Origin of the sequence: Sphingobacterium sp. 40-24, assembly GCF_001899705.1 — a bacterium.
Lineage (GTDB): Bacteria > Bacteroidota > Bacteroidia > Sphingobacteriales > Sphingobacteriaceae > Sphingobacterium > Sphingobacterium multivorum.
Genome location: NZ_MKWH01000073.1, coordinates 19,057 through 31,888 on the forward strand (window position 1 = coordinate 19,057; position 12,832 = coordinate 31,888).

At 41.0% G+C, this 12,832-nt stretch carries 11 protein-coding genes; 1 reads left to right on the forward strand and 10 read right to left on the reverse strand.

The window, feature by feature from the left end:
- Positions 1–56: 56 nt before the first annotated feature.
- Positions 57–1,124: a DUF8457 domain-containing protein gene (locus BGP15_RS26835; RefSeq protein ID WP_286771225.1), complete on the reverse strand. Its 1,068-nt coding sequence runs from the start codon at positions 1,122–1,124 to the stop codon at positions 57–59.
- A gap of 233 nt (positions 1,125–1,357) precedes the next feature.
- Between BGP15_RS26835 and BGP15_RS26840 the strand changes: the two genes are divergently transcribed.
- Positions 1,358–1,939 (forward strand): thymidine kinase, encoded by a 582-nt coding sequence (locus tag BGP15_RS26840; protein WP_046671893.1) that lies wholly within the window; start codon positions 1,358–1,360, stop codon positions 1,937–1,939.
- 252 nt (positions 1,940–2,191) lie between these two features.
- Here BGP15_RS26840 and BGP15_RS26845 read toward each other — a convergent pair whose 3' ends face one another.
- From BGP15_RS26845 to BGP15_RS26885, 9 genes are all read right to left on the reverse strand, one after another.
- Positions 2,192–4,915 (reverse strand): carboxypeptidase regulatory-like domain-containing protein, encoded by a 2,724-nt coding sequence (locus tag BGP15_RS26845; RefSeq protein WP_286771226.1) that lies wholly within the window; start codon positions 4,913–4,915, stop codon positions 2,192–2,194.
- 127 nt (positions 4,916–5,042) lie between these two features.
- Complete coding sequence (gene cls / locus BGP15_RS26850; protein ID WP_286771227.1) at positions 5,043–6,506, reverse strand: cardiolipin synthase; 1,464 nt, start codon at positions 6,504–6,506, stop codon at positions 5,043–5,045.
- Positions 6,507–6,563: 57 nt separating this feature from the next.
- A complete protein-coding gene (locus BGP15_RS26855; RefSeq protein ID WP_286771228.1) occupies positions 6,564–7,280 on the reverse strand; it encodes a sulfite exporter TauE/SafE family protein in 717 nt (238 codons plus the stop codon).
- Positions 7,258–7,680, reverse strand: coding sequence for a FixH family protein (locus tag BGP15_RS26860; protein WP_046671889.1), 423 nt, complete (start codon positions 7,678–7,680; stop codon positions 7,258–7,260). Before BGP15_RS26860 ends, BGP15_RS26855 begins: the two co-directional genes overlap by 23 nt.
- Positions 7,681–7,691: 11 nt before the next feature.
- Positions 7,692–9,080: a cytochrome c oxidase accessory protein CcoG gene (ccoG, locus tag BGP15_RS26865; RefSeq protein WP_286771229.1), complete on the reverse strand. Its 1,389-nt coding sequence runs from the start codon at positions 9,078–9,080 to the stop codon at positions 7,692–7,694.
- 15 nt (positions 9,081–9,095) lie between these two features.
- On the reverse strand, positions 9,096–10,010 hold the full coding sequence (locus BGP15_RS26870) for a cbb3-type cytochrome c oxidase N-terminal domain-containing protein (protein ID WP_286771230.1): 915 nt from the start codon (positions 10,008–10,010) through the stop codon (positions 9,096–9,098).
- Between the two features lie 3 nt (positions 10,011–10,013).
- Positions 10,014–10,211, reverse strand: a complete 198-nt coding sequence (locus BGP15_RS26875) for a hypothetical protein (RefSeq protein WP_046671935.1) — start codon at positions 10,209–10,211, stop codon at positions 10,014–10,016.
- Between the two features lie 4 nt (positions 10,212–10,215).
- Positions 10,216–12,354 (reverse strand): cytochrome-c oxidase, cbb3-type subunit I, encoded by a 2,139-nt coding sequence (ccoN, locus tag BGP15_RS26880; protein ID WP_286771231.1) that lies wholly within the window; start codon positions 12,352–12,354, stop codon positions 10,216–10,218.
- A 214-nt stretch (positions 12,355–12,568) separates the two neighbouring features.
- A partial coding sequence (locus BGP15_RS26885) for a hypothetical protein (protein WP_286771232.1) occupies positions 12,569–12,832 on the reverse strand: 264 nt, incomplete at its 5' end.

The window sequence follows — 12,832 nt, forward strand, 5'->3', positions numbered from 1 at the left end:
AGGTATAAAAAAACAGCTCCAGTAGAACGGGAGCTGTTTTTTTATACTTTAGAATTTTAGTTGTATCTTCTGCGTAGGACGTTGTATAATTTTTCAACGGTATGCGGTTTATCTGCCCATTTATTTTTAATCGCATAATTTGTCTGCAAAAATGCATCCGCTTCCGCATAGCTTGTAAATCTATTCAATAATTCGACAGCCTCACTATACGCTAAACTATACCCATTAAACAAATCCTTAATAAATAAGAGCTTATCATTTAAGCTTATTCCTGCTTTAATATCTGTGAGTTTATCGCTATGTCCAGATTGATTTACCTGATAAACACGTTTCTGCACGCCAGCTTGCTTCTGTTGAGAGATAATTTCATTTAAGGTCAATGGTCTCGCGGGAGCTTCTTCAATGACCGTATTGATTTCTTCCTGAATAAACACTTCTTGCGGCTGCTCAATTACGACTTCTTTTGGTTCTTCGATGACTTCTGTAACGAAGACAGTAGGTTCTTCAACTTGCGCTGTAACTTCCTTTTCTGCCTGATAAGCTAATTCCTCCACTGGAGCAGCCTCAAAAACCGGTGGCGTTGCAACAACTGGCGGCGCGACAGGTTCAGCAATTGCAGGGCTAGGCTCTCCCGATTGTATCGGTTCACGATCAGAAACAAATGAGGTTTCTGGCTCTTCCAATTTTACAGGTTCACGTTCAGAAACAAGTGGGACTTCGTTTTCCTCCACACTAGTTTCTTCATTTGCTACAATGGCTTCTTCATTTCCACGGTTGAAATCTTCAACTGGTTGCGTTTCTTGAATCTCGCTTTCAGTGGGTTCAGCAACAACTTGCTGCGCTGAAGATCTAAGGGTGGAAGGCGGTGTAAAATAGTCGTTGAAAGCAATCTTCTTACTGTCTAAGGCAGCAGTACTTAACGTATGCTGCGATTGAGCTCCCTGAAGAACGGCCTTGGTCTTAAGTAAAGTTATGTAGGCAGCCACAGCCTGTGCCTTCGCTTCTAGTGTTACTAATTCGTTAATTTCGGACAAGCTGCCCTGTTCCGACAAGGTCAGATACTGTCCATTTAAATCCTGTAATAAATCGCCTATCGTATTAAAAATTTCCTCTTTAGTACCCATAATTCTATTTGAAATCACCAATTAATTATTTATAACACTTATACCTGCAACCGATCAAAAAGTGGAAAACCCAATCCTTTGATTTAGAAATATTTGGATTTACGCCCAATTTTTGCTACCCAAATTTAATATTTAATTCTGATATTAGCGGTGTCAAAAACAGAATATAATGGGAGGTCATTTTACAAAAATCACCTTATTTGCGGACCTTCCGACAAAATTAAATTAATCAAATGCTTTTTTCCGAACATAATTTGGCTTTGCGCCCCGCACAATATGGTAGCATTGAAATTGTCTGTGGATCGATGTTCTCGGGCAAGACTGAAGAACTGATTCGCAGGCTAAAACGAGCACAATATGCACGTTTGAATGTCGAAATCTTTAAACCAGCGGTTGACAAGCGATATGATGAAAAGTTGGTCGTTTCTCACGATAGCAATAGCATCCCATCAACACCCGTTGATCATTCTTCAGCCATCCTACTCTTAAGTTCATCGACCCAAGTTGTCGGAATCGATGAAGCACAATTTTTTGATGACGGTTTGACAGAGGTATGTGTCAAATTGGCAAATAGTGGTATCCGGGTGATCGTTGCCGGTCTCGATATGGATTTTCAAGGGCAACCATTTGGTCCAATTCCCAATTTAATGGCAGTAGCCGAACACGTCACGAAGGTGCATGCGGTTTGCATGCAATGTGGCGCTCCAGCGAATTATTCCTACCGCCTGACCAAGGATACGGAAACCGTGCTTTTGGGTGAAAAAGAAGCTTATGAACCACGGTGTAGACCTTGTTATTTCGGCTTGAATAAGTAAATGATCCAAAAAGTTAACTAAAATCTGCCAAAAGGACCATAAACGCTATTTGGCATAGGATTTGAAATATACTTTATAAATAAGAAGATTAACGCTTTTAATAGCGACAAAATACTTTTCATAATTTAGGTTTATAATTGGTTAGTTAGCACCTCCTTGCCCATCAAGGGGGTGTTTTTTTGTTAAAAAAGAACGCTGTCCCCAGGTTACTGAGCACAGCGTTCTTTTTTCATGAACTCCTATAGGCAAGGCTTAAGGCTGAACACCGTAATTTATAACCTTACGGCCAATGTTACCTGTTTGATCCATTCCCTCGACGATGACCTTGTAATTTCCATTTCCATCGGCATTATAAAATTGAATGGCAGCTTCCCCCGTCTCTGTGATTGAGACTTCCGGATTCCAGTAAATGGTCGTTCTCAAATCGTTTACAGCCTTTCTTTCCGGCGTATCGTATTTTGGAATATAGAATTTGCGTTCTTTAATATAACCTAGAGGATACATATCGATCACATTTGATTTTGGCAACATGCTCTCAATTTCACTCAATGACATTCGCGGTTTCTTCGCTTCCACTTTTTTCGTATAAATGGACACAACACCATTATTTTGATACATTCTGGAGACTGTTCCCAATTCATCACGTAAGAAGATTTCGATTCCTTCGATATCCGCGACATTGATGCTGTTCAATCCAGGCTCATCAATAGCCATACCGTTCAGAAAGAACTGAACAGGCGTGCGTCCCCCCGCATTATAATCGCGGGAAACATAATATTTCAATGTCTGCGGATCATAAGTAATGCCAGTTAATACCGTTTGAAGACACATGGTCAACACGTTACAACCGGTCAAACGCTCGGGTTCAATACGGTGTTCCGGCATGGATAAGCCCGAAATAGATGGAAAATCTTTATTGGTGATTGCTTTCTTCACTACGCCTGTCACTTCGACCTCATCCAGAAGGATCGATTTTCGATACTCTTTTCGGCTATTCGCCAAATAAGGAGCAAAAGCCTGGTCTATATTCGGCACAAAATAACTTTTATAGCCATTATTCTTATCGATCTCCGGGTAAAAGCTCTGATCCATATTAATAACCAGGCTCCGGTAATTGTCGTTAGAGCGGGCATTAACCGTTACTTTAGACGAGTCCGGGAACACAAGATCCTTAAAGGTGAATCGTCCATTCTGATCCGTATAAACGTCTTTCTTAATATTACGCGAAGGAACCGATAAAAGTAACCCTCCATTTGGATAAGGGCGTCCAGTATTCATCCGAAGTATACCGGATAATTCAATTCCTTGCTCGGGAAGAAAACTGATCTGTGGCAACTTCTCCGATATAAGTGTCGGGTAGTCAAATCGACGGTATCCCTGTGTCATTAATAGTGCATCCAGCGCTTTATCCCGATTGGGATTCTTTTCATCGAAATATGAATTTGGGTTTTCTACATTTCCTTTGAGGTCCGAAGTCAACAGAAAGTTGCTCACAATAGAGAGATCTGCCTGATCATTATAAGGAACTTTGGATTCGTCTATTACAGCGACTGAATAGCTTCCGGGGAACTTCTGCCCATTGTTGTCCACAGCAAGTTTAAGATTGACCAAGTCTTTAGCCTTATAGCTTTGCTTATCGCTGGTAACTTGAATATTTAAAAGCTTTTCACTTTGAACAAATGCCAAGCGTTCGCTGATAGGTTTTCCGTCCGGACTCAATAAGGTTACCTGAACAATACCATTTGGCAAACGCTCTTTCGGAATATTGACCAATGCAGACGAAGATTTTAAATTCACCTGTGCGCCAAAACAGAGATGGCCATTCGACTGAACCAAAACATAATAAGATTGCCCCGGGTTCTTTGAAAAATTCTCCTCGCTAGTTACCACGGCAAACTCCGCATTCGTGGCATCCTGTTTTACAAAAACAACATTTGCCTTGTCACTGACAACAGCCGGCAATTTGTATTTGCGCTCCTGTCCATTCTCAAACTTCACAACAGCTTGATAATTTTCTCCTGCGAGCGGCAGAAGAGAAAAATAGCCCATTCCAGTTCCAAAGTCTGCAAACTCCGCTACCGACTTGCCCTTTGAATCCAAAATACTACCTTTTACCTTTAGCCCCTTACCATCGGATCCAATGGCTTTAAATGCAACTTTTTTGGCCAATCCAGCGATAATATCACCCCCTTCAGGAAAGAATTGCACATCTGCATCCCACAAGGCATTTTTGAGCAAGAAGGAACTGGACAAAGGTTTTTCATTTTTATTTTCCTGAATGCTAATCTTCAGTTGTCCTTTCTCCAGATTTGCCTTTTCTTTTGCAGACAGATTTATGGTTACTTTCCCCAGCCCATCGGTCTCAGCTTTGCCCTTGTCGAAGGTTTCCCATCCCGACACAAACTCCCAATTGATTTTTGAATTGATCATCGGTTTTCCAGTACGATCGCGGAACTGTATGACAGCTTGGGTTTTATTACCACCAATGTTATTTTGAAATTCAATGTTCGTAATCAATTTCTTATTGATTACATCCCCGATTGGCACCACTTTGTTAAAAAAGTAAGCATTATCAAAGTTGGCCATCCATTTTGTGTAGGCCCTAAAGCGATAATTGTCCTGAGACATAAATTGAGGATCAAGTACAATCTGCCCATTTCCTACCCCTTTATCCAATGGAATTTTTAGTGTCTGAATCAGGGAATCGCGACTGTTCAGCACTTCCACATAAGCTATTTTACTCGGCTCATATTCGGCCAAATTGCGGGATAAATAGGTTGAAAACCAGAGAGTATCCCCTACAGCATAATAAGGCTTGTCGAAATGTAAATGTACCTTTTCAACTGGGTAAACCTGAAAATATTTCTGAACTCGTTCTACGATTGTATTAATAGGCAATGTAGGTGTAGTCTGGGCATAAGTGGTCCCTATTCCTAACAGTCCTATCGATAAAGTCAATAGTTTTATGTGCTTCATTGAAAGTCTTAGAATAAAAAATGAATAGCTAAATATATTCAATTTTGAGCAAAGACCAACCGCATTGGGGTATTTTTAACATTTATTATACCTATTCATGGGACGATTTCCGACGCGCTAAAAGTAATTAGAGCAATGGAGCCAAAAGCCTACAGATAGAATCTACTCCTCTTTTCCAGCGGCTTCGCTGCATCCACTTTCGAATTGTAATCAGGTCTGAAACTTCGATATCAGCCAAAAATTGTGCATTAAGACGGTCGCAAAGCGCTTTATCCGATACAATTCCCGAGATTTCAAAGTTGATGTAAAAACTTCTGATATCCAAGTTTGTCGTACCAATATAGGCCAGCTTCCCATCAATGCAGATGGTTTTGGCATGCAGAAATCCCTTTGTATAGAGGTATACATTAACTCCTCTTTCCAGTAGTGGTTTTATAAATGAGAAGGAGGCATGCTGTACAAAAAACGAATCAGACTGGGCCGGCAACATCAAGTCCACCCGGACACCGGAAGATACCGCGAGCATTAAAGCAGTCGTCAATTGATCGCTGGGAATAAAATAAGGTGTACACAACTGTATATATTCTTTTGCTTCGTTGATACCAGCAATAATTGCTTCCATATTGAAAGGTGCTGGCGATCCAGGATCACTGGCTGTAAATCCTACTCCACTCTCATCTTCATCGGTAAGTGGAAATCGGTTTAAATAACCACGCCCCAATTCAAACGGTTCTGCATCTGTCTGGTTCCAGCTGTTCCAAAACTGGATTTGCAAGGTATTTACTGCTGCGCCGACCACCATCATCGCCGTATCCCGCCAATAAATCTCATTTTTTCCGTTATTGATATATCGATCTGAAATATTGATTCCGCCGACAAAACCGATTTTCCCATCGATCACGGCTATCTTACGGTGATTTCGGTAGTTGCTATTCGCCAAGGAACTAAAGGTCACCGGAAGGAAAGCTTGAAACACAAAATCGGGTTTATGCCGCCGTAAATATTTAATCACATCCGGAGCACCAAAACTATCCAATATCAGGCGAACAGTCACGCCAGCCTTTGCTTTTTCTTCTAGAATATGTAAGATTTCCCGCCCTACATCATCCATTTCCCAGATATAATATTCCATGTGAATGGAATGCTGCGCAGCTTTAAGGCGATCTATAAGTACTGGAAACTTTTCTTCCCCATTGATAAACAGGGTGACATCGTTGTTGAGGGAAAAAGTAGAGATCTTTTGATTTTTAAGGTAGCGGTATACCATTGCCAAACTACCGATCCGCTCATTTAACGCATCGATATGTTCCTCCATAATTTCGGATTCCTTACGCCAGGCATCCATTAACTTTTTGGACTGCTCGCGATACACACGTTTCATCCTTTTGACCTTCTTAAACTTCTGACCAAAGAAATAGTAACTAAGCAAACCAACGCCAGGTAAGAAAACAATGACCATAATCCAGGCAATGGTCTTGGAAGGATTACGGTTTTCGATCAAAATCGTCCCGATTACACCGATATAAAGGATGAGTAAGGGAATCCAATAATAGGTTAATGCAATCTGTAAAATATGATGAAGTACCTCCATATTGTGTGCTAAGGGTTTTACCAAATATAATACTTAGCATCGACATATTGTTTGTCGTTAAACACAGTTTATTGCACCATCGACATGAATGAACGGACTTAAATAGGGAATATCTAAATTGGCACCCCGGAGTATAAACCATATTCCCAATAAGAAATAGAGAAAAGGAACCCATTTCGAAAATCCAATTTTGAAAGATCGGGAGAAATTTCCCAAAAAAGAAAACGCAAACAAGAGCGGGATAGTACCTAAGCCAAAAAACAACATAAAAAAGAAACTCTGCTGTGGGCTATCCGCATTTATGGACGACATAAGCGCCATGTAGACCATACCACAGGGCAACAATCCATTCAGTACACCGGCAACAAAGCTACCGCCCGGTTTATAGAGCCATTTCGACAATAACCGTACGATTGGCTGAACAGCCTTCGTCTGCCAGCTGGCAATTTTTCGATTATGTTTACCAATAAGCTGAAATAAAGCAATTCCAATCAGGATGACACCTGTAGCCCAGCTTAGACTACGCTGCCAGCCCTGGATCTGCGCAAATGTTCCGATCGTACCCAGTAAAAGTCCCAAACAACCATAAGTCAGTACCCTACCGGATTGATACAGTATTTTATTTAAGAAAACGTTCCAACCAAAGCCTTGCCTTCCTTCAATGGCGAAAATTAATGGACCACACATGACCGCACAGTGTATGCTTCCAAACAATCCCATGAAAAATGCAAAGTAGGTATAACTCATTTCCTTAAAATAAAATATGCTCTTCAAACAAAAAATCTTTACCTACACTCTTCCAGTCGATATACAAATTCCACATGCCTTTATCGAACGTGGAAATGGGCAGTGTATATAAATTGCCTGTTGTCTGAAATGGCAATTCTTTATCCAATCGATTGTCCGAAGGTTTTCGAAACAGCAATTTTCCTTTATTTTCTTTGGAGACAAAATGAATGTACAAGGTATCTTGCCTGATTTCGATTGTCGGTGATTCTTTCATCATCAAGACATTTTGCTTTTTGTCGTAAGCTTGATCATAATTTAGTCCCTGCTCGTAATAATCGTCTTCTTCCAGACTATCTGAATCGTGACTCACCATGTATATTCCTGCTCCGACTATACACAACATAAATACCGCCAAGGTTAAAAAAATCTTCGTACCCCAATTCATTGTTTTTCATTTTAATTCATACCCGGAGGTGCTATAAAAGTGGTTTTTAAACTTTCCACTTTCTTATCGCCCGAATAGATAGCTAATTTTACATTACTTTTATAAGTCTCAACATCCTTATTTGCGATAATTAGAAAAAAGCTCAGTGTCGCATGCCCATCTTTACTCAATTTTTGAATAGGATTGACCAGTTGAATCTTTAAACGCGGATCATCACAGACCAATTTAAAAGGCATTTCTTTACCAGACTTATTAATCAATTCCAAAGAATACAGGTTGCTTATTGTCTTATCATCGCGAAGCTGGTAGGTACTTCCCTTTGCCCGGAGCAACCTTCCATCCACCTGAGAACGATTGAACAACAGAAAACCAAAGACCGACATTAATGCAACCAACACGACCGAATAAGCTATTGCTCTCGTATTGCTTTTTTTCTTCAGTGTTCCTTCAATCTCACCCATTGGATAAAAGCCTATCAACTTTTTAGGCTTTCCGATTTTGTCCATGACAGCATCACAGGCATCTATACAGGCTGTACAACTTACACATTCCAATTGAAGGCCATTTCGAATATCAATTCCTGTGGGGCATACATGTACACAAAGCTTGCAGTCCACACAATCCCCTTGCGTCGTCACTGCATCCTTTTGCTGTTTTCCTCTTGGCTCTCCACGTCGATGATCATAGGCGACAGTTATACTTTGGTCATCCAGGAGTACGCCCTGCAATCTGCCGTAAGGGCAAATTGCAATACATACAATCTCCCTGACGTACGCAAACACACCATAGAAAACCAATGTAAATATGATTATTGATATCAGTCCACCGATATGTTGGTCCAATGGATCAGTGATAATCTTCATCAGCGCATCAACACCGATGATGTAAGACAAAAAGATATTTGAAATAAAAAATGATATGATCAAGAATATACCATGTTTCAAAATTTTTTTCAATTGTTTTTGATCCGTATTTGGTCCCGCATCCAATTTCTTTTGTTGCTGCCAGTCACCTTCGATCCAATATTCAATTCGTCTAAATATTAATTCCAAAAAAATGGTCTGAGGGCAAGTCCATCCACACCATACCCGTCCAAAGACAACAGTAAACAAAACCACACATACCATCACGATTAACATACCGAATACGAATATGTAGAGATCTTGTGGATAGAAAAGATTTCCTAAGATGGAAAACTTTCGCTCAATAATGTTGAACATGAGAAACGGTTCACCATTTATTTTGATAAAAGGAACGATAAACAAGAACAGCAGTAGTGAATACCCAACCCACTGTCTTTTTTTGTAAAGCTCTCCCTGCGGTTTTTTGGCATAAATCCATTGTCTTTTTTTTGACTTAGATTCACCGTTATTGGCATTATTCACGACTGCTGTACTCATTGCTATTTCAATTTACTACTCTGCTTTTTTATCTGCTTCAGCTGGACCTGTTTTGGCATCATCCGCTGCTTTCTCTCCGTTTGCCGCCTGACCACCGCCATAGGATACCTCATCACCTTGCGGAGCTTTAGGGTTAGCAGGGTTTGTATCCCTTAAGGTGACAATATAACTGGCAACCTGTGCGATTTGAGCGGGACTTAACGTTTGTTCCCATGGCACCATTCCTTTATCAGGAACACCATACTTAATGGTTTTGAAGATGTCTTTAATCTCACCACCATGTAGCCAAAACTTATCGGTCAAGTTGGGTCCGATACCTCCCTCACCACTACCTCCGTGACAAGCGACACAGTTTGCTGCAAAGATCGCTTTTCCATCAGCTGCCATTTCCGGCTGAAACTCCACGCTACTTTCGTCTACATTACTCGCAGAAGCAGTAAGATAAGCCTGACGCTCTTTCTCGGCAATGACCATCTCATGTTCATATTCCTGGTCCTGGTTCATTCCGATACCCGACACCTGATAAACAAATAAGTAAACAAGGCCGAAAAAAATCGTTCCATAAAAAAGGAAATTGAACCAGATCGGAATCGGATTGTCCAATTCGCGGATACCATCATACTCATGATCTATGACAATATCCTTTTCTTCTGAAATCGGTCTGATCCCCATGATCTTGTTCCACGACTTTTTCATCCAGCCCTTATTCGCCACCTTTTTGAGTTTTTCCTCCTGGGCCAATTCAGGCATGGTAATCTTAATGATGGATTTCATCGCGCGATTGACCATCAATGCCGAAGCGAGAAGAGCCAGCATCACAACGATCAATACAACAATTAAGATATCTGTGTATAAATTATCTGTACCGAATCCTATCGTAGATTGAACAACTTCTGCGGTAGCTGGTGCAGTATCCAATAATAAACTCATATATTATAGACTTTCAGGTGAATGATTCAGTTCCTTTTCTGTTTCATCTTCTTCCAAAGGCAATTCCTTCATATAAGTAACATAGTCTTTTTTCATTCGAAACAACATGATTGCTACTGAAATGAAGAATACCAAGAAGATCCAAAGTGATGCAATTAGATAAAGCTCACTGCCGTTTAGATTTGTTATTTGCTTAAACATGGCTTTATTGATTTGCGTTAACATTATCAGCTACTTTTGGAGCTGCTTTTATATCTGTTCCTAATCGCTGTAAGTAGGCAATTACAGCCACAATCTCACGGTCAGCTAACAAATTCACTTGATTTTGTTTTAGATCATCAGCAATTTTCTGTGCCTGTTTGGTGAGATCCTGTTCAGCATGTTCAATTTCCGCATCGGTATAGGGGATTCCCAATTTCCGTAACGCCTTCATTTTATCTTGCAGAATAGCATTATCCAGTTTCTGATCGATTAACCACGGATATGTTGGCATGATACTTCCAGGCGAGGTAATCGTTGGATCCAACAGGTGATCAAAGTGCCATTTGTTTGGATATTTACCACCGATGCGATGCAGATCAGGTCCTGTCCGTTTCGAACCCCATAAAAACGGTGTATCGTAAACAAACTCACCCGCCTTGCTATACTCCCCATAACGGGCGGTTTCGGATCTAAAAGGACGAATAGTTTGCGTATGACAGTTCACACAACCTTCTCGAACGTAGAGATCTCGTCCCTGCAGTTCCAATGCTGTATAAGGTTTTACGCTCGCAATTGTTGGAACATTTTTAGAAATTGTAAAAGTCGGCACCATCTCCACCATACCCCCGATGAGGATGGCGATAAGAGCCAGTACCATAAATAAAATTGGCTTACGTTCAAGGCGACGGTGTTGAGACTGTTCGTTTACTTGAACCGGCAATAATGCAGGAGCTTCTGCTGGCTCATTGGCCAAGAGCTTCCCTTGTTTCATGGTTTTGATCAAGTTAAAGGTCATTAGGAAGACCCCCGACAGATAAAGTGCACCACCTAGTGCGCGCATCATGTGCATCGGCAGAATTTCCAATGTTGTCGCCAGGAAGTTTGGATATTTCAAGACCCCTTCTGGTGTAAATTCTTTCCACATCAAGCCTTGTACTACGGCTGCCCAATACATCGGGATCGCATAGAACAAAATACCCAAGGTACCTATCCAAAAGTGTGTTGATGCCAATTTTTTAGAATATAATTCTGTCTTATATATACGTGGTATCAACCAGTACAGAATACCAAATGTCATAAACCCATTCCATCCCAAAGCACCTACGTGTACGTGCGCTACGATCCAGTCGGTAAAGTGAGCAATCGCATTCACCTGTTTCAAGGATAGCATAGGGCCTTCGAAAGTCGCCATACCATAACAAGTAAGGGCCACGACCATGAATTTTAACATAGGCTCTGTCCGTACCTTATCCCAAGCACCACGTAAGGTCAACAAGCCATTGATCATACCGCCCCAGCTTGGAGCAATCAACATAATGGAGAATACAACCCCTAAAGACTGTACCCAACCCGGTAGCGCCGTATAGAGCAAATGGTGAGGACCTGCCCAGATATAAATAAAGATTAAAGACCAAAAGTGAAGAATACTTAACTTGTACGAGTAAACAGGACGGTTGGCCATCTTAGGAAGGAAATAATACATCATTCCCAAATAAGGGGTTGTCAAGAAAAAAGCAACTGCATTGTGACCATACCACCATTGTACCAGTGCATCCTGCACGCCCTTGTAGACATAATAGCTTTTCCAGCCAGCTACAGGCAATTGGATGGAGTTAACAATATGCAATACGGCTACTGTAACAAATGTGGCAATATAGAACCAAACTGCGACATACATATGACGTTCGCGTCGTTTGATAATAGTACCGAACATATTGATTCCAAATACCACCCAAATGAAGGTAATTGCGATATCAATAGGCCACTCCATTTCGGCATACTCATGGCTTGAAGTAAGACCGAGTGGTAAAGTAATAGCCGAGGCAACAATAATTAATTGCCAACCCCAAAAATGGAGTTTGCTCAAAGCATCACTAAACATTCTTGCTTTAAGCACCCGCTGTAAAGAGTAGTATACTCCCATAAAAATACCGTTACCCACGAAAGCAAAAATCACCGCATTGGTATGTACAGGACGTACACGGCCAAATGTAGTAAATTGCAATCCGAAGTTCATCTGGGGCCAAACAAGCTGCGTCGCCACAAGCAATCCTATGGTCATACCAACTATTCCCCAAATAATGGTAGCGATTCCGAAATTCCTGACAATCTTGTTGTCGTAATTAAATTGCTCTAACTGCATTACTTAAATTGTTGATTCTGGTTCAAAAGTAAGCAGCAATTTATGACAATCTAATGATGGGTAATGCGTACAAAAGTGATGTACGTCACTTTTGTATTACCGGATTACAAGGTTTAGTTACTAATTTCGGCTACTGGTTCTAAATGACTTAGCGAAAATTGAGATCCTGAAAGGTACTTTTCACCAGTAGATCTGAAATCAAAAGTGACGTACATCACATTTCCCGCCGTACAATACGCGATAACACACCAAATCTCATCACAGTGGCAGACCTTAATCTTTCAATGTATTGCACTATCCAACTGTAGCCAGTGAGCCAAAGCCTTTTCGGAAAGGAGCAGTAGGAGGTGGCTTGAATAGGGACAGTAGAGGCTCTAGGACAGCGCCAGTCGGGGAAGTACGGAAGATATGCAATAGCATTGTACAGGGAAGTACGGAGGATATGCAATAGCATTGTACGGGGAAGTACAGGCAGGTA